Annotated in this window: 18 protein-coding genes and 1 tRNA gene; 11 read left to right on the top strand and 8 right to left on the bottom strand. The window is 68.7% G+C overall.

Annotated elements, in window-relative coordinates:
• Positions 1 to 324 precede the first annotated feature (324 nt).
• Positions 325 to 1,305 (bottom strand): PLP-dependent cysteine synthase family protein, encoded by a 981-nt coding sequence (locus ACOZ35_RS03120; protein WP_424015015.1) that lies wholly within the window; start codon positions 1,303 to 1,305, stop codon positions 325 to 327.
• A gap of 189 nt (positions 1,306 to 1,494) precedes the next feature.
• Here ACOZ35_RS03120 and thrS point away from each other — a divergent pair, with 189 nt between their 5' ends.
• From thrS to ACOZ35_RS03100, 4 genes are all read left to right on the top strand, one after another.
• Complete coding sequence (gene thrS, locus ACOZ35_RS03115; RefSeq protein ID WP_424015014.1) at positions 1,495 to 3,471, top strand: threonine--tRNA ligase; 1,977 nt, start codon at positions 1,495 to 1,497, stop codon at positions 3,469 to 3,471.
• An 83-nt stretch (positions 3,472 to 3,554) separates the two neighbouring features.
• A complete protein-coding gene (locus ACOZ35_RS03110; RefSeq protein ID WP_424015013.1) occupies positions 3,555 to 4,721 on the top strand; it encodes a pyridoxal-phosphate-dependent aminotransferase family protein in 1,167 nt (388 codons plus the stop codon).
• A gap of 91 nt (positions 4,722 to 4,812) precedes the next feature.
• Positions 4,813 to 5,922 (top strand): guanosine monophosphate reductase, encoded by a 1,110-nt coding sequence (locus tag ACOZ35_RS03105; protein WP_424015012.1) that lies wholly within the window; start codon positions 4,813 to 4,815, stop codon positions 5,920 to 5,922.
• A 150-nt stretch (positions 5,923 to 6,072) separates the two neighbouring features.
• On the top strand, positions 6,073 to 6,792 hold the full coding sequence (locus tag ACOZ35_RS03100; RefSeq protein WP_424015011.1) for a class I SAM-dependent methyltransferase: 720 nt from the start codon (positions 6,073 to 6,075) through the stop codon (positions 6,790 to 6,792).
• A gap of 36 nt (positions 6,793 to 6,828) precedes the next feature.
• Here the strand turns inward: ACOZ35_RS03100 and ACOZ35_RS03095 are convergent, their stop codons facing one another.
• From ACOZ35_RS03095 to ACOZ35_RS03085, 3 genes are all read right to left on the bottom strand, one after another.
• Positions 6,829 to 8,121 (bottom strand): MFS transporter, encoded by a 1,293-nt coding sequence (locus ACOZ35_RS03095; protein WP_424015010.1) that lies wholly within the window; start codon positions 8,119 to 8,121, stop codon positions 6,829 to 6,831.
• 137 nt (positions 8,122 to 8,258) lie between these two features.
• Positions 8,259 to 8,624: a DUF7344 domain-containing protein gene (locus ACOZ35_RS03090; RefSeq protein WP_424015009.1), complete on the bottom strand. Its 366-nt coding sequence runs from the start codon at positions 8,622 to 8,624 to the stop codon at positions 8,259 to 8,261.
• Positions 8,625 to 8,736: 112 nt separating this feature from the next.
• Positions 8,737 to 9,387: a helix-turn-helix domain-containing protein gene (locus ACOZ35_RS03085; RefSeq protein ID WP_424015008.1), complete on the bottom strand. Its 651-nt coding sequence runs from the start codon at positions 9,385 to 9,387 to the stop codon at positions 8,737 to 8,739.
• A gap of 175 nt (positions 9,388 to 9,562) precedes the next feature.
• Between ACOZ35_RS03085 and ACOZ35_RS03080 the strand changes: the two genes are divergently transcribed.
• From ACOZ35_RS03080 to ACOZ35_RS03070, 3 genes are all read left to right on the top strand, one after another.
• On the top strand, positions 9,563 to 10,204 hold the full coding sequence (locus tag ACOZ35_RS03080; protein ID WP_424015007.1) for a helix-turn-helix domain-containing protein: 642 nt from the start codon (positions 9,563 to 9,565) through the stop codon (positions 10,202 to 10,204).
• A 134-nt stretch (positions 10,205 to 10,338) separates the two neighbouring features.
• Positions 10,339 to 10,695 (top strand): HalOD1 output domain-containing protein, encoded by a 357-nt coding sequence (locus tag ACOZ35_RS03075; RefSeq protein WP_424015006.1) that lies wholly within the window; start codon positions 10,339 to 10,341, stop codon positions 10,693 to 10,695.
• Positions 10,692 to 10,931, top strand: coding sequence for a hypothetical protein (locus ACOZ35_RS03070; RefSeq protein ID WP_424015005.1), 240 nt, complete (start codon positions 10,692 to 10,694; stop codon positions 10,929 to 10,931). Before ACOZ35_RS03075 ends, ACOZ35_RS03070 begins: the two co-directional genes overlap by 4 nt.
• A gap of 81 nt (positions 10,932 to 11,012) precedes the next feature.
• Here ACOZ35_RS03070 and ACOZ35_RS03065 read toward each other — a convergent pair whose 3' ends face one another.
• Entirely contained in the window at positions 11,013 to 11,420 is a 408-nt protein-coding gene (locus ACOZ35_RS03065; RefSeq protein WP_424015004.1) for a hypothetical protein, read from the bottom strand.
• Between the two features lie 117 nt (positions 11,421 to 11,537).
• On the opposite strand from ACOZ35_RS03065, the gene ACOZ35_RS03060 reads away from it, so the two are divergent.
• Entirely contained in the window at positions 11,538 to 11,660 is a 123-nt protein-coding gene (locus tag ACOZ35_RS03060; RefSeq protein ID WP_424015003.1) for a hypothetical protein, read from the top strand.
• A 16-nt stretch (positions 11,661 to 11,676) separates the two neighbouring features.
• Here the strand turns inward: ACOZ35_RS03060 and ACOZ35_RS03055 are convergent, their stop codons facing one another.
• The gene (locus ACOZ35_RS03055; protein WP_424015002.1) at positions 11,677 to 12,414 is read right to left on the bottom strand and encodes an SDR family oxidoreductase; all 738 of its coding nucleotides are present in this window, start codon (positions 12,412 to 12,414) and stop codon (positions 11,677 to 11,679) included.
• 207 nt (positions 12,415 to 12,621) lie between these two features.
• Positions 12,622 to 12,695: transfer RNA gene (locus ACOZ35_RS03050), tRNA-Lys, on the bottom strand.
• Between the two features lie 176 nt (positions 12,696 to 12,871).
• Here ACOZ35_RS03050 and ACOZ35_RS03045 point away from each other — a divergent pair.
• Positions 12,872 to 14,338 carry a DHH family phosphoesterase gene (locus ACOZ35_RS03045; RefSeq protein WP_424015001.1) on the top strand — a complete coding sequence of 489 codons (1,467 nt, stop codon included), beginning with the start codon at positions 12,872 to 12,874 and terminating at the stop codon, positions 14,336 to 14,338.
• Positions 14,339 to 14,409: 71 nt separating this feature from the next.
• Positions 14,410 to 14,616, top strand: a complete 207-nt coding sequence (locus ACOZ35_RS03040) for a hypothetical protein (RefSeq protein WP_007993552.1) — start codon at positions 14,410 to 14,412, stop codon at positions 14,614 to 14,616.
• A gap of 19 nt (positions 14,617 to 14,635) precedes the next feature.
• Here the strand turns inward: ACOZ35_RS03040 and ACOZ35_RS03035 are convergent, their stop codons facing one another.
• Complete coding sequence (locus tag ACOZ35_RS03035; RefSeq protein WP_424015000.1) at positions 14,636 to 15,610, bottom strand: sugar phosphate nucleotidyltransferase; 975 nt, start codon at positions 15,608 to 15,610, stop codon at positions 14,636 to 14,638.
• Positions 15,611 to 15,738: 128 nt separating this feature from the next.
• Between ACOZ35_RS03035 and ACOZ35_RS03030 the strand changes: the two genes are divergently transcribed.
• On the top strand, positions 15,739 to 16,050 hold the full coding sequence (locus ACOZ35_RS03030) for a transcriptional regulator (RefSeq protein ID WP_424014999.1): 312 nt from the start codon (positions 15,739 to 15,741) through the stop codon (positions 16,048 to 16,050).
• Positions 16,051 to 16,064 lie beyond the last annotated feature (14 nt).

Below are 16,064 nucleotides of genomic sequence, written 5' to 3'. Positions count from 1 at the left end.
GCGAGGACGGCGCACACTCGTTGCGCTCCTCGCTCGTTCGCTCCGCTCACTCGCTGCGGTGCTTACGTCGTCTGCGCCGTCCTCGCGACTGCCCCTTTGAGTCCCGCCCCGCACCGCAACCGCACCTCACGCCTCCCCAGCCTCGTCGGCGGTCCTCCGCTTCGCTCCGGACCGCCGACTCCCTCGCGCGTGCTGCCTCGCGGCCGCCGGTGGCGGCCGCTCGCAGGCACGCGCCACCACCTTTCCTTATAAAAGAGAGCCGTCGCTCAGAGCGGATTTAAATATCGCGCCACTGCCGAACACGGCGCCACGCTTACTCCGATATTACCCTTCCCACTCCTCGAAGCTTCGGTAGACGCCCTTCGAGAGGTAGCGCTCGGAGGAGTCGGGGAAGACGGTGACGACCGTGTCGTGCGGGGCGTCGATCGCGCCGTCGCGCACGTCGCGAGCGACCCGCTTCGCCGCGATCGCGTTCGCGGCCGACGAGGAGGCGACGAGGTGGCCCTCCTCGCTCGCGAGCCGGCCCATCTCCTCGTGAACGTCGCGGTCGTCGATCGCTTGGATCTCGTCGACGAGGTCGGGGTCGAACAGCTCGTTGCGCTCGGTGTCGTGGGTGCCAATACCCTCGGTCTTGTACTCCTCGTGCTCGACGTCCGCGCCGAGGAACTCACGGTACGCCGAGCCGGCGGGTTCGACCGCGACGACGTGGGTGTCCGGGTCTTGCTCGCGGAAGTAGCGGGCGATCCCCATCAGCGTCCCGCCGGTCCCGCAGCCGGCGACGACGGCGCCCACCTCGCCGTCGAGCGCTGCGTCGATCTCGGGCGCAGTCGTCTCGTAGTGCGCCTCGGCGTTGAGCGGGTTCGAGAACTGCTGGGGGACGACCGCGTCGTCGAGCTCCTCGGCGATCTGGTGCGCGCGGTCGATCGCGAACCCCATCCCGTCATCGCTCGGGGTGTTCACCACCTCCGCGCCGAGCGCGCGCATGAGCTGCTGTTTCTCCACCGAGAACCGCTCGGGGACGACGAAAATCGCCTCTAATCCGAGCTGCTTGGCGGCGACCGCGAGCCCGATCCCGGTGTTGCCGGCGGTCGGCTCGACGACGGTGCCGCCCTCGCCGACGTCGCCGCGCTCCAGCATGCGTTCAAGCATGTACTTCCCGATGCGGTCTTTGATGCTCGCGCCGGGGTTGAACGACTCCAGCTTGGCGTACACCGGCACCGCGTCCGGCGCATCGTGGACGTCGACGAGCGGCGTCTCCCCGATCGTCTCCAACACCGACGACAGGGGCTCCCGATGAGCGGTCATAGCGCGGCAAACGTTGCCGCCGGATTTGTGTGTTGCCATCGCTCCCTCCGGATCCGGGGATCCCGGGCAGCGGCGTGACTTGCCGGGACCGGGCTCGGGGGAGCGCTGTGACCGGGAGGCCCCCTACGCTGCGATCGGGCGGCCCGACGGGCCGCGTGTGCCAGTCCGCGCCGCGGATCGAACACACTTATGCCGGTCGTCCGGCTCCGATGCTGTATGAGCGAGACCGATGCGGAGGCCGAGGTGACGGTCGTCCTGCCGGACGGATCAGAGCTGACCGTTCCGGCAGGGTCGACAGTCGAGGACGTCGCCTTCGAGATCGGCCCCGGGCTCGGTCGCGACACCGTCGCGGGGAAGATCGACGGCGAACTCGTCGAAAAGTACGCCGAGGTCCACGACGGCGCGCGGATCGAGATCGTCACCGACCAGTCGGACGAGTACCTCACGGTGCTGCGCCACTCCGCGGCCCACGTGTTCGCGCAGGCCCTCCAGCGGCTCCACCCGGAGGCGACCCTGACGATCGGCCCGCCGACCGACGACGGCTTCTACTACGACGTGACCGACATCGACGTCGACGAGGATGACCTGGCCGCCATCGAAGACGAGATGGCGGCGATCATCGAGGCGGACTACGACATCGAGCGCGAGGTCCGGTCGCGAGAGGAGGCGAAAGAGATCTACGCCGACAACGAGTACAAGCGACAGATCTTAGAGGAGGAGGCCGACGGCGAGGAGGTCACCTTCTACGTCCAGGACGACTGGGAGGACCTCTGTCAGGGCCCCCACGTCGAGTCGACCGGCGAGATCGGCGCGGCGACCCTCCTCGAAGTGTCGGCCGCCTACTGGCGCGGCGACGAAGAGAACGACACGCTGACGCGCGTGTACGGCACCGCCTTCGCGAGCGAGTCCGACCTCGAGGAGTATCTCGAGCTTCGCGAGCAGGCCCAAGAGCGCGACCACCGGAAGATCGGCCAGGAGATGAACCTCTTCTCGATCCCGACGGTGACCGGTCCCGGCCTGCCGCTGTACCACCCGCCGGGGAAGACCGTGCTGCGCGAGCTGTCCGACTTCGCGAACGAGCTCAACCGCGACCACGGCTACGAGGAGGTCGAGACCCCCCACGTGTTCCGGACCGAACTCTGGAAGCAGTCCGGCCACTACGAGAACTACAAGGACGACATGTTCCTCCTCGACGTCAACGACGAGGAGTATGGGCTCAAACCGATGAACTGCCCGGGCCACGCGACCATCTTCGACCAGCAGTCGTGGTCGTACCGCGACCTCCCGCAGCGCTACTTCGAGAACGGGAAGGTGTACCGGAAAGAGCAGCGCGGCGAGCTGTCGGGGCTCTCCCGCGTCTGGTCGTTCACCATCGACGACGGCCACCTGTTCGTCCGCCCGGACCAGATCCGCCAGGAGATCGAGTCCGTCATCGAGATGATCTTCGAGGTCGTCGAGACGCTCGACCTCGAGGTCGAGGTCGCGCTGGCGACCCGCCCCGACAAGTCGGTCGGAAGCGACGAGATCTGGGAGTCCGCCGAGGACCAGCTCCGCGACGTCCTCGACTCCGGCGGCTACGACTACGACGTCGAGCCCGGCGACGGCGCCTTCTACGGGCCGAAGATCGACTTCGGCTTCGAGGACGCGCTGGGCCGCGTCTGGGACGGGCCGACGGTCCAGCTCGACTTCAACATGCCCGACCGGTTCGACCTCACCTACACGGGCGAGGACAACGAGGACCACCAGCCCGTGATGATCCACCGCGCGCTGTACGGCAGCTACGAGCGCTTCTTCATGGTCCTCATCGAGCACTTCGACGGCAACTTCCCGCTGTGGCTCGCGCCCGAGCAGGTCCGGATCCTCCCCGTCTCCGACGAGACGCTCGGCTACGCCCACCGCGTGAAGAACGCCTTAGAGGACGCCGGCTTCCGCGTCGAGGTCGAGGACCGCGACTGGACCGTCGGCCGCAAGATCCGCGCGGGCCACGACGACCGCCTCCCGTACATGGTCATCGTCGGCGACGACGAGCAGGAGGCGGGCACCGTCTCGGTGCGCGACCGCTTCGAGAACCAGCGCGGCGACGTCGACCTCGACGACTTCGTCGACCACCTCGTCGAGGAGCGAGCGGAGAAGCGGACGGAGCCGGACTTCGTCGACGCCGAGTAGCCGCCGAGCACTGGGGGCCCGATCCTCCGGCCCGGCTCTCGGGTTCCGTCGTGTTTTTCATGCTGCTCTCGGTACCCTCGCCCATGAGTGACGCATCCGCGCTGACCGACCGAGAGGGCGACGCACCGGACGTCGGCGAGCTGACGCCGCCGGACCGCACGCTGATGGGGCCTGGCCCGAGCGACGTCCACCCGCGCGTACTGAAGGGGATGAGCACGCCGCTGGTCGGCCACCTCGACCCCTCGTTCGTCGAGATCATGGACGAGGTTCAGGAGCTGTTGCGGTACACCTTCCGCACCGACAACCAGTGGACGATTCCGGTCTCGGGGACGGGCTCCGCCTCGATGGAGGCCGCGATCGGCAACCTCGTCGAGCCGGGCGACACCATGCTGGTCCCGACGAACGGCTACTTCGGCGGGCGGATGAAGTCGATGGCCGAGCGCGCGGGCGGCGAGGTCGTCGAGGTCGACGCCCCGTGGGGCGAACCCCTCGACCCCGTCGACGTCGAGCGCGCGTTCGACGAGCACCAGCCCGACGTGTTCGGCTTCGTCCACGCGGAGACGTCGACGGGCGTCCTCCAGCCGAACGTCCCCGAACTGACCGACATCGCGCACGACCACGACGCGTTCGTGATCGCCGACTGCGTCACCTCGCTCGGGGGCGTGGAGATGCGCGTCGACGAGTGGGACGTGGACGTCGCGTATTCGGGGCCCCAGAAGTGCCTCTCGTGTCCGCCCGGCGCGAGCCCGCTCACGCTCAACGACCGTGCGATGGACAAGGTGCTCGACCGCGAGGAGCAGCCCCGGTCGTGGTACCTCGACCTCTCGCTCCTCGAGGGATACTGGGGCGATGACCGCTCGTACCACCACACCGCGCCGATCACGAACGTGTACGCGCTCCGCGAGGCGCTCCGCCTCGTCGCCGAGGAAGGGATCGAGTCGCGGTGGGCGCGCCACCGCGAGGTCGCCGGCGACCTGAAGGCCGGACTTCAGGACCTCGGGCTGGAGATGAACGCGCCCGACGAGTACTGGCTGCCAAGCCTGAACGCGGTGCGCGTGCCCGACGGCGTCGACGACGGCGCCGTCATCGACCACCTCCTCGCGGAGTACGACCTAGAGATCGCCTCCGGCCTCGGTGACCTCGAAGGCGACATCTGGCGGATCGGCTGTATGGGCTACTCCGCACGCCCGAAGAACGTCGAGTACGTCCTCGCCGCGCTGGAAGACGCGCTCGCGGAACAGGGGTTCTGAGCGGGCGAAAGCGCCGCCGAGAACGACGAACCCGACCGTCGACCGTCTGGCGCGGGGTTTTTCACCGTGCGTCTCTCCCCTCGGTAAGGGTATGAACGATCTACGAACCGGACTGAGTTATGGGGACGTGCTGTTGGTCCCCCAGCGATCGCCGGTCGACAGCCGGAGCGACGTCGACCTCTCGGCGCCGCTCACGCCGAACGTCGAACTGGAGACGCCGCTCGTCTCGGCCGCGATGGACACCGTCACGGAGGCGGAGTTGGCGATCGGCCTCTCCCGGGCCGGCGGGATCGGCGTCCTCCACCGGTTCCTCACCGTCGACGAGCAGGCGGCGCAGGTCGAGGCGGTGGTCGCGGCCGGAGAGCGGGTCGCCGCCGCGGTCGGCATTAACGAGGACTACGAGGCCCGGTGCGCCGCGCTGGTCGCGGCCGACGTGGACGCACTCGTGGTCGACGTCGCGCACGGGCACCTCGACAGCGCGGTCGCGGCGGTCGAGGAGATCGCAGACGCGTTCCCGGAGACGGACCTGATCGCCGGCAACGTCGCCACGCCCGCCGGCGTCGAGGACCTCGCGGCCGCGGGCGCCGACTGCGTGAAGGTCGGCATCGGGCCGGGGTCGCACTGCACCACGCGGAAGGTCGCCGGCGCTGGCGTCCCGCAGCTGACCGCGGTCGACGACTGCGCGACCGCGGCCGAGGAGCTGGACGTGACGATCTGTGCCGACGGCGGGATCCGCACGTCCGGCGACGCCGTGAAGGCGCTGATGGCGGGCGCCGACACCGTGATGCTAGGCAGCCTCTTCGCCGGGACGGAAGAGGCGCCGGGCGCGGTCGTCGAGGTGGACGGCACGCGGTACAAGCGGTCGCGCGGGATGGCGACGACCGCCGCCGCCGAAGCCCGCGACGACAAGGGCGCGGACGTGGGCGCCGACGAGGGCGTCGAGGCGCTGACGCCGTACAAGGGGCCGGTCGCGACGGTCGCCGAGGAGTTCTGCCAGGGGATCCGCTCGGGGCTCTCCTACTGCGGCGGTCACACGATCGGACGCGCCCGAGAGCGGGCCGAGTTCGTCCGCGTCGCGCCCGGTGCGAAGGAGCGAGAGGGATTCCACACCGACGACGACTGGGAGGGAATCAGCGTGGACAGCGAGACGAAGCGGGTCGCCGACCCGACCGCGGAATCGACGGCTGAGAGCGACGACTGAACAGCGCTCCACGGCGGGTCCGCCAGTGGAAGGGCCGGCCAAGTGGCGAATCCCGGGACTCACCACCGCTCGGAGGCGGCTTCCGCCCGGTGTGTCACTGGGAGGCGATCTCACGGACCGCTTTTGCCGCGCGGCGGCCAGGCCCGACTCATGGCCGACGCATTCGGACGCGCGATCCGCGACCAACACCGCGGCGAGCGGACGGAGCCGCTCTACCAGGGCGACGGCGAGGAGACGCGCGAGCACCCGATCGGGGACTTCTATTTTTCCGATTTCGACCCCGACAGCGACGCGGGCGCGTGGCTGACGTCGCGGCTGGAGGGCCCGCTCGTCGACCTCGGCGCCGGCGCGGGCCGCCACGCGCTGCGGTTTCAGGAGTGGTTCGAGACGGTCGCCGTCGAGCCCAGTCCGGCGCTCGTCGAGACGATGCGCGAGCGCGGCGTCGCCGACGCCCGCGAGGGCGACATGTTCGCCCTTCGAGACGCGTTCGAGCGCGACCGCTTCGCGTCGGCGCTCGCGATCGGGACGCAGATCGGCCTGGCGGGGTCGGTGCGCGGACTCTCCGCGTTCCTTGGCGACCTCGCGTTCGTGACGACGCCCGACGCGACCGCCGTCGTCGACTGCTACGACCCGGACCACCCCGAGGCCGCGGACCTGCTCGGCTACCGCGAGGACCCGACACCGGGGCTCGCGGGTCGTGTCATGTGGTTCGCTTACGACGGCGAACGGGACCCGACGCTCCGCTTCAGGCTGTTCTCGCCGGACCGACTCCGCGAGGCGGCGATCGGGACCGGCTGGGAAGTCGAGGCGGTCGACCGCGAGGGGTCAGGCGACGGCCCGCACTACCGCGCTGCGCTCCGGAAGCGGTAGGCGCGCCCGTGGCTCAAAAATCCGGAATTTCCCGCACTACCACGCCGTCAGCGCCGCACGGCCGTGATCGTGGGCGAGGAGCGCGAGGAAGGCGAGGACGCCGGTAATCGCGAACGCGCCGCCGACGTAGAAGACGGAGCCCATGCTCACCTCGACCATCAGCCAGCCGGCGATGAGCGGGCCGGCCACGGAGCCCGGCCGCCACACCAGCTCGCGGATGCCGAAGCTGGAGGCGACGCCGCCGTCGTCGGTCCCCTCGTCCGCGAACAGCGCCATGCTCGCGGGCTCGCGGAAGGAGTCCGCGACGCCGAGCAGCCCGGAGAAGGCGACGAGCGGGAGGTACGCGGGCGGCAGGTCGCCGAGGATCGGGAGGGTCATCTCGGCGCCGAGCGCGGTCCCGATCGCGGCCGAGAAGGGGATCGCCATCGCGATGACGCCGTAGGCGCCCCCGCCGGCGAAGACGAACAGCGACCGGCCGTAGGCGTCCGAGAGCCGCCCGGTGAACAGCTGGCCGACCATGTTGGTCGCCTTCTCGGCGGTGACGGTGACGCCGATGGCGACGCCGGTGACGCCGAGGCCGCCGGCGGCCATCTCCGTGCTGACGTAGATCGGGACCCACGTCCGCACCATCGTCACGGCGAAGGCGTACTGGGCGCGGAACGTCGTCATCGTGAGGATCCGTCGGTTAACGGCCAGATCCGAGAAGGGGAACCCTTCGACCCGCGTGTCGTCGTCGTCGAGGACGAGCCACGTGACGGCCCACGCGGCTACCATCAGCGCTGCGATGACCGCGAAGATGGGGCCGAAGCCGACCGCGTCGTACATCGCGCCGGCCGACAGCGACCCCACGATCGAGGCCGCGAAGGAGGCGGCGTTCGCCTTCCCGATCTTGTCGGCGCGCGCCCCCACGTCGGCGATCTGTCCGACCAGCGACAGCGTCATCAGCCCCGCGCCGGTGACCACGAGCCCCTGGAGCGCGCGGACGAGAATGAACGAGCCGGAGGAGTCGACGAGCGGGAACAGCGCGTACACGCCGGCCCCGGCCGCGAGGACGCCGAGGAGGACAGTCCGCTTGTCGAACCGGTCGCCCGCCCACGCCAGCGGCACCACGGCGACGGTCTGCGCGAGCGTGAACCCGGTAGTGTACATCCCGATGACGAATCCGGCCGAAACCGTCACGCCCAGCACCGTCGTCGCCTGCGGGTCGAGCGTGTTGATGTACGTCCCCAACAGGGTGATGAGCGTGATGAACCCAAACCCCTCCGCGAACCGGGTGAGGTAGAGCGCCCAGAACTGCGTTCGACTCGCCCCGGCCGTCGCGTTGCTCACACCGGATCGGCGCCCACCGATTTAAAAGGAATTTCGGTTCGAAACTTCGAGACCGATCGACACGCTGGCGGTCGGGGGTCCGTCCGACGAGAGGTCAGGACGTGGGACGTCCTCGTCGTCGTGCGGGGCGCTGGGGATTAGGACGACGGCTCGGCGGTGTACGCCTCGGTCGCCGCGAGGAGTCGCCGCTCGACCGCCCCCGCCGAGCCGCGAACGCGCTCGGTCTCGGCATCGTACTCGACGAGTCCGGACGCGACCAGCTTCGGGAGGTGGACGTGTCGCAGCGCGGCCCGGACCTCCCGTCGTTCGTCGTCGCCCGTCGCGTCCGAGGAACCTGCCTCGTCGCGGACGGTCTCGACCAGCGCGTCGAGGTCGGCCACGTGCCCCTCGGTCCCGCTGAGCGCGCGGAGGACCAGTCGGCGCCGCTCGTGGGCGAGCGCCGAGAACACCGCGTCGACGTCGTCGCGCCCGCCGGCGCGGGCGTCGGTTTCGGGGTGATCCATCACGAGACGTGACCTCCGAGTGTCGCGGGCGTGGGTTCCCGAAAAGCGACCATATACGTCGAAGTCCGCGCGGCCGCCTATCGGTTCGCCATGACACATCATGGTTTCTCGCCTACTCGTCGTCGATCGGGAGCGTGTAGGTCGCGAGCGCCACGATCGCCCTCCGGAGGCGCTCGGTGACGGCCTGGCCGGAGATACCGAGGTCGTCGGCGAGCTCCTGCGTCGTACAGCCGCGGGGGATGTCGTAGTACCCCCGTTGAATCGCGAGCGTAAGCGCCTCGAACTGCGGTTCGGTGAGTCCGTACCACGGCTGGACGTCCGGCTCCTCGGGGTTGTACACCCGGATCACCTCGAGGTTGATCTCCTCGTCCGCCGCCGTCGTCGAGAACGCGCTCAGCGCCTCGTGGGAGGGGAACCGGACCTCCAGCTTCCACGACGCGGACGTGCCGATGGCGCTCGACACCTGCCCGTCGTTCGCCCGCAGCGCGGCGATGAGGCGATCCTGCTTCGCGTCCCACTTCAGCGTGAACAGCGTGCGGTCGTCGAACACGTCGACCACGTGCGCCTCGTCGACGCTCGAGTGTCGTTGAACCCCCTCGACGAACGAGTCGCGCGAGGAGTTGTGGACCCAGAAGAGGGGGACGGTGGCCTCCCCGAGCGGGACGAGCCGTTCGAGTTCGACGGTGGAGTTCCCCTCGACCGCGAGGATCTGGCCGAGCTCGAAGTCGTCGGACGAAACGCGGAACTCCACGATGACACTCATCAGTTGGTTCGGTTTGTTCGTTCTCGATCCCCGCATAAAGAATCGCACCTTGGTATATCAAGGTCCATCTAAATCCAGGGGGGTCGCGACGGCGTGCGAGGGAATCACCGACCGCGGCCGCGCGGCATGACACATCATCCTCGGCGACTATGTCAGTTCGAACCGAACGGGCGGTATGGCGACCGTCATGGATTTCACGAGCCCGGTCGACGAGTTCCCGCTGGGCACCGTGTTCGAGAACCTCCCGGGGGTGACGGTGGAGTTGGAACGGCTCATCCCGGACGAGACCATGATCATCCCCTACTTCTGGGTCCGCGGCGCGCAGGCGGAAGACATCGAGGCAGCCTTCGAAGCCCACCCCGGTTTCGTGAGCGTCCGACTCATCGACGACGTCGACGAGGAGTACCTCATGCGCGCGGAGTGGAACGACGAGTACTACGGCCTCCTGAGCGCGCTCGCGCACGCCAACATCGTCGTCCTCTCGGGAATCGGAACCAAGGAGGGGTGGCAGTTCGAGGTCCGCGGGGAGACCCGCGAACGGATCGGCGAGTTCCGCAGCGACTGCCAAGACCACGATATCCCGATTGAGATCACCGCGGTCCACTCGCTGCTGCCGGTCCAGGAGGACGGGTACGAGCTCACCGACACCCAGCGTGAGGCGCTGGTGCTGGCCTACGAGATGGGGTACTACGACTCCCCGCGAGCGGTCTCTTTAGCAGAGGTGGCGGCGGAGCTCGACATCTCACAGCAGTCGCTCTCCTCCCGGCTCAAGCGGGGCAACCGCCGGCTGATAGAGCGGACGCTCGCCTCGGAGTGAGCGGTCCGCCGGGCCGCTCGGGACAGCGGATCGAGCGCGGCGGCGCGGCCGACGTTTGCGGCCCGTCCGCAGTATATATACCCCCTGTACTATCAGTAGGATAATTCAACCGAGGCAGACGGCTATGTATCCGTATGTCCGCAGCAGAAACCGGAATCGCCCTCGAATCGTTCACCTCCCGCTCGACGTCGGATTCGGAGACGCATCTGGCACGATACGACCGGACGGAGACCCCGGCCAGCATGGCCGTCGCCGCGGTCGTCTCGAAGGCGCTCGGACGCGACCCGATCGAGATGGACCAGCTCTACTACGCGGTCGACGGAGAGGCGCTCGACGAACTGCTCGACTGCGAGGGCGCGGGCGACGCCGTCAGCGTGGCGTTCGCCTACGAGGGCCACGAGATAACGGTCACCAACGACGAGGTGACCGCGGTCCGACCCTCGCCCGACGAGGGGACCGACGCCCGAGGCGGTGAGTCCGCTTCCGTATGAACGCGCGAGACGACACGCTCTCCGACGATGCCGCGTTCCGAGCGGAACTGCGATCGCTGCTACGGCGCGCGCACGAGTCGGGCGTCGACGTCAAGGGCGGCTGGGAGTGCCGGAACGGCGACGGCGATCCCGACTGGGACGTCGTCGTCACGGAGGTCGAGAAGCGGGCGGACTCGGATGTGGACGCGAACTCGGACGTGGACGCGGACGCGGACGCGGACGCGGACCCGCGGTAGCGGACGCCAACTCCGCGCGAGCCGAGTAACGGCTCTATACTAAAGCTCGAAGCGCCGGCACGGACTCGGGTATACAAGCAGTCATTCTCGCCGCGGGGCGGGGCACGCGAAGGGGCCGCCCACTGAGACGATGCCCAAGCCGCTGTTGCCCGGGAGCTCGACGACGCCGTCACCGTCGACCGCCTCGGGGTCCCGCTTCTCGACGTAGGTTGGGAGGCTCCAGGCGGACCCGCTGTCGTCATCGTCCGAGTCAGCGGAGTCCTCCGAGTCGGCAGAATCGTCCGAGCCCGCGGAGTCCTCCGTCACCGCAGCGTCGTAGTCGGTTATCTCCACGCCGAAGATCGGGTCGGCGTCGGCCGTCTGTGACGGTGATTCGGCCACGACGCCGACCGCGCCGAGCGCAGCGAGCGCGGCGAGCGCGGCGATCACTGCGGCGAGCGTTGCGAGGACGGTGAGCTTCGTCGGCCGGGCGGTTGGGTCTGAGCGCATGGTCGGCGGGAAGAGGGAGTGTGACTAAAGTACGGACAGCAGATCACGTGTAAACCTCCGGCTAACACCGGTTTCGGCGGCGCCGGAGTTATTACGGTCCGAGGGCCATGGCCGGCCATGGGCGAGTCCGCCTGCGACCGTCGGTTCTGTCCGGAGTGCGACCTGGCCCTCTCCCGCGCCGACGAGACCTGTCCGGAGTGCGGAGCGCGGATCGAGTGTCGCGACGGCGGTGACTGCTGACCTCGCGAGGCCTCGCTTACATCGTGTCGGCGTACTTGTCCCGCCGGTAGAGATCGATCTCGTGCGCCGACGAGCCGGGGCGCGACGCGGCGAAGGCGATGGCCTCCGCGACCTCCTCGGGCTCGGTGACGCTCCCGGGCTCGAACCGGTCCTCGAACGGCTCGCCGTCCTCGCTGCCGAACTCGGTCCGGACCTCCGAGGGGTTGACGACCGAGACCGCCACGCCGTCGTCGCCGGCCTGCGCCGCGACGCTGTGCGCGAACCCACGGATCCACCACTTCGTCGCGGCGTACACGGGATTGAACGACCTGGGGAACTCCCCGGCGAAGCTGCCGACCGCGACGAGGGTCCCCTCGCTCTCCTTGAGGTGCGGGAGCGCCTCGCGCGCGAGGAAGAACGCCCCGTCGACGTTCGTCTCCTGCATCGCGAAGTACTCCTCGTCGGTCATCTCCGCCACGTCGCTCCCGCGTGCGAGCCCAGCGTTGATGACGGCGACATCGAGCCCGCCGAACGCCTCGACCGCGGCCTCGACCGCCGCCGCAGACGTTGCCGACTCGCGAACGTCGCCGTCCGCGACGACCGCTTCGACGCCGTACTCTGCCCGCACGTCGTCCGCGACCGATTCGAGCGCCTCGCGCCGCCGCGCCACGAGGACGAGGTTCGCGCCGCGCTCGGCGAGCGCGTGCGCCGTCGCTTCGCCGATTCCTGAGCTCGCTCCGGTGATAACCGCCGTCGCGCCGTCGAGGTCCGTCATGAGCGTGGGATCGGCAAGGACGGAGATAAAAGGTCGCGTCGGAGGAGTTTCGCCGGTCGCAGGCGTAATGGGTTTAAAAGCGGGCCGGGCGCGATTGTGAACTGCGAGAAGACGGTCGCTCGCTTCGCTCGCGCTGCGACTTCGCTACTTCAAATCGCTTCCGTCCGGTTCCCTCACCGCATCGCTGCCGCTCTGCGGTTCAGTGTACGGGCCGGGCGCGATTTGAACACGCGACCGACGGATTAAGAGTCCGTCGCTCTCCCTAACTGAGCTACCGGCCCTCACTGAGTCGTACCCGTGTCGACGTAAAAGGCCTTTTCATTCGACGGTGAGGCGACGGGCCCGGCCGCGGAGGCGCCATCCGTCGCGTGACGCGTCGCGTCTCGGCTGGCGCACCGTTTCCTCCGGCTCACGGGAGAGCGCACTCGTTAAGTGTCGCGCCGCGGAAATCCACATAATGAGTAGTGGGGCATCCGGATCCGCGCGGACCCGTTACGCCATCCTCGGCTGTGGTAGCGTCGGTCACGCGGTGGCGGAGGAACTGACCGAGCGCGGCAAGGACGTCCTCATCCTCGACCGCGACGAGAGCCGGGTCGAGGCGCTCCGGGACCAAGACCTCAACGCGCGTGTCCAGGACATCGCCGAACCCGACGTCGTCGACGAGCTCGACGACCGCGACATCGTGTTGATCCTCGCCAGCGACGTGGAGGCGAACAAGGCCGCCGTCTCCACGGTCAGAGAGACGGGCGGCGACCACTACGTCGTCGTCCGGGCCTCGGACCCCGTCAGCGAGGACGAGCTGCGCGAGCGCGGCGCCGACGTGGTGATCAACCCCTCGACGGTGATCGCCGACAGCGCGCTCCAGTCGCTGGAGACCGGCGAGCTGGAGTACATGGCCCGGCAGCTCGCGGAGATCATCGAGGAGGGCGGCGACCGGATGGCGATCCTCACCCACGACAATCCCGAGCCGGACTCGATCGCGTCCGCCACCGCGCTCCAGGCGATCGCGGAGGCGTTCGGCGTCGACGCCGACATCATCTACTCCGGCGACGTCGGCCACCAAGAGAACCGGGCGTTCGTCAACCTCCTCGGGATCGATCTCCTCGCCCGCGGCGAGGCGCCGCCGCTTTCGGAGTACGAAACGGTCGCGGCCGTCGACCTCGCGAAGGCCGCCGCGGAGGACCTCGAACTCGACGTGTCGATCGATATCTACCTCGACCACCTGGAGTCCGAGGTGCCGTTCGACGCGCGCTTCGTCGACGTCCGGACCAACGTCTCCTCGACGTCGACGATCCTCACGAAGTACCTCCAGGAGTTCGACCAGTCGCCCTCCGAGGCGGTCGCGACCGCGCTCCTCTACGGGATCCGCGCCGAGACCCTCGACTTCAAGCGGGACACGACGCCCGCCGACCTGACCGCGGCCGCGTACCTCCACCCGTTCGCGAACCACGACACGCTCGAACAGGTGGAGTCGCCGTCGATGAGCCCGGAGACGCTCGACGTGCTGGCGGAGGCGATCCAGAACCGCGAGGTCCAGGGGAGCCACCTCTTCTCGACGGCCGGGTTCATCCGCGACCGCGAGGCGCTCGCGCAGGCCGCGCAACACCTCCTCAATCTGGAGGGGATCACGACGACGGCCGTGCTCGGCATCGCGGACGAGAAGATCTACCTCGCGGCGCGCTCGAAGGACATCCGGCTGAACATCGGCAACGTCCTCGACGAGGCGTTCTCCGAGATGGGCGACGCCGCCGGCCACTCGACGCAGGGCTCGCTGGAGATCCCGCTCGGCATCTTCACCGGCATCGAGGCGAGCGGCGAGAACCGCGACACGCTCCTCCACCTCACCGAGGAGGCGGTCCGCCGGAAGCTGTTCGACGCGCTCGGCGTCGAGGGCGGGAGCGGCGACAGTTCAAACGGGTCCTGAACTCTCTCACTCGGCGCGTATCGGCGGGGTCGTTTTCCGGCTCGGAGCCGTAGCCGCGGACGGCACGCCGTATGTACGTCCCCGACGATCCGCCGGCGACCTGTCCCGCCTGCGGCGACCCGTACGAATCGGTCTCGCGGCACACCGACGGGTTCGTGGCGAACTTACTCGACAACGAGCGCTACCGGCGGGTGTGTTTCTACCCCGTAAGCGACGACGGTGACCCCGCGTTCGACTGTTATCACCACACGCACGCACAGGCCGGCACCGAAACGTAGTCCGACAGCGGCGGCCGCGTTAGAAGTCGTCGCCGTCGGTGATCGAGGTGTACGAACCGATCAGCGCGCCGGTGAGGTCCACGTTCTCCAGCGTGACGCCCTCGTCGATTACCGATTTGCTAATCTTCGAGTCGGTGATCGTCGCGTCCTCGAAGACGACGGCGCGGTCGAGCGTCGAGTCCGTGACCGTCGCGCCCGACATGACGTGGACGACGTCACCCAGTTCGGAGTTCTCGACGGTCGCGTCGTCGGCGACGAGCGTTCCGCCGTCGAGCGCGTACTCGACCGCGTCGAGGTAGCTCTCCGCGGTGCCGATGTCGAACCACGCGCCGTCGAAGGTGTACGCGTGGACCGGCCCGCGCTGCTGGAGCCACTGGAGGAACCAACCCGGCTCGTCCGGGTTGTTGTCGTCTTCGAGGTACGTGGTGAGCTTCGGGAGCGTCTCCGCGGGGAACGCGTAGCAGGCGATGGAGACGAGCGTCGACTGCGGGTCCTCGGGCTTCTCTTGGAAGTCGATCACCTCGTCGCCATCGAGCTGGACGAGCCCGTACGACTTCGCGCGCTCGCGGTCGCCCACGTCGTAGGCGGCGAGCGTCGGCGTCCCCTTGTCCTGGAAGAAGTCAGCGAAGTCGCCCAGGTCGAAGCTGATCATGTTGTCGCCGGCGACGACGATCAGGTCGTCGTCGACCCCCTCGCGGTCGACGAGCTGTTCGAGCGCTCCCACGACGCCGAACTTCTCGTCCTCCTCGACGGTCTCCTCGACTGAGAGGGTCGGCTTCTCAAAGGGACTTTCGGCGAGGTACTCCGCGAACGTGTCGGCGAAGCGCTCGTTCGTCGAGACGAACACCTCGTCGACCCGGTCGTCGGCCTCTAAGTCCTCGAATATCTCGTCGATGACGGTGTTTTCGCCCACCGGCAGGAACATCTTCGGCCGGTGTTCGGTGATCGGCCAGAGCCTTGTCGCGTAGCCACCCGCGAGTACGACTGCTTTCATACACCTCCGGTCTCACTCCGGTGACATACCTTTTGCGCCCGCGTCATCGTTCGGAGCGTTCGTGCTGTCGGTGGCGAGCATCGGAAGGATCCCGGACGGTTATACTCGCCGCGCCGCGAGGAGTCCGCATGGAGACGACGCGCCAGCGGATCGCCGACGCCCTCCGCGAGGAGCCGCGGACCGCGAGCGACCTCGCCGCGACGCTGTCGCTGCCGACGCCGGTCGTGTACGAACACCTCGAACACGTCTCGCAGTCGGTCGCGGACGGCGATCAGCCGAGCGACGACGGGGGCGGCAGCGCGGGCGAGGAGTTCCTCGTCGCGCCGCCGACCTGCCGCGAGTGCGGGTTCGACGGCTTCGACGACCCGGTCAACGAGCCCTCGCGGTGTCCGGAGTGTAAGAGCGAGCGGATCGAAGAGCCGGCGTTCGTGATTCGGTAGGAGTCAGTTCGGGG

Source organism: Halorubrum xinjiangense (assembly GCF_049604745.1).
GTDB lineage: Archaea > Halobacteriota > Halobacteria > Halobacteriales > Haloferacaceae > Halorubrum > Halorubrum xinjiangense_A.
This window is presented reverse-complemented; position numbering and strand designations above follow the sequence as displayed.

Coding starts and splice junctions, on each gene's coding strand:
- ACOZ35_RS03040 (WP_007993552.1), top strand. CDS start 14,410: ATGTACGTCCCCGACGATCCGCCGGCGACCTGTCCCGCCTGCGGCGAC.
- ACOZ35_RS03030 (WP_424014999.1), top strand. CDS start 15,739: ATGGAGACGACGCGCCAGCGGATCGCCGACGCCCTCCGCGAGGAGCCG.
- ACOZ35_RS03080 (WP_424015007.1), top strand. CDS start 9,563: ATGGCGACCGTCATGGATTTCACGAGCCCGGTCGACGAGTTCCCGCTG.
- ACOZ35_RS03070 (WP_424015005.1), top strand. CDS start 10,692: ATGAACGCGCGAGACGACACGCTCTCCGACGATGCCGCGTTCCGAGCG.
- thrS (WP_424015014.1), top strand. CDS start 1,495: ATGCCGGTCGTCCGGCTCCGATGCTGTATGAGCGAGACCGATGCGGAG.
- ACOZ35_RS03085 (WP_424015008.1), bottom strand. CDS start 9,387: ATGAGTGTCATCGTGGAGTTCCGCGTTTCGTCCGACGACTTCGAGCTC.
- ACOZ35_RS03055 (WP_424015002.1), bottom strand. CDS start 12,414: ATGACGGACCTCGACGGCGCGACGGCGGTTATCACCGGAGCGAGCTCA.
- ACOZ35_RS03075 (WP_424015006.1), top strand. CDS start 10,339: ATGTCCGCAGCAGAAACCGGAATCGCCCTCGAATCGTTCACCTCCCGC.
- ACOZ35_RS03060 (WP_424015003.1), top strand. CDS start 11,538: ATGGGCGAGTCCGCCTGCGACCGTCGGTTCTGTCCGGAGTGCGACCTG.
- ACOZ35_RS03065 (WP_424015004.1), bottom strand. CDS start 11,420: ATGCGCTCAGACCCAACCGCCCGGCCGACGAAGCTCACCGTCCTCGCA.
- ACOZ35_RS03120 (WP_424015015.1), bottom strand. CDS start 1,305: ATGACCGCTCATCGGGAGCCCCTGTCGTCGGTGTTGGAGACGATCGGG.
- ACOZ35_RS03100 (WP_424015011.1), top strand. CDS start 6,073: ATGGCCGACGCATTCGGACGCGCGATCCGCGACCAACACCGCGGCGAG.
- ACOZ35_RS03110 (WP_424015013.1), top strand. CDS start 3,555: ATGAGTGACGCATCCGCGCTGACCGACCGAGAGGGCGACGCACCGGAC.
- ACOZ35_RS03105 (WP_424015012.1), top strand. CDS start 4,813: ATGAACGATCTACGAACCGGACTGAGTTATGGGGACGTGCTGTTGGTC.
- ACOZ35_RS03090 (WP_424015009.1), bottom strand. CDS start 8,624: ATGGATCACCCCGAAACCGACGCCCGCGCCGGCGGGCGCGACGACGTC.
- ACOZ35_RS03035 (WP_424015000.1), bottom strand. CDS start 15,610: ATGAAAGCAGTCGTACTCGCGGGTGGCTACGCGACAAGGCTCTGGCCG.
- ACOZ35_RS03045 (WP_424015001.1), top strand. CDS start 12,872: ATGAGTAGTGGGGCATCCGGATCCGCGCGGACCCGTTACGCCATCCTC.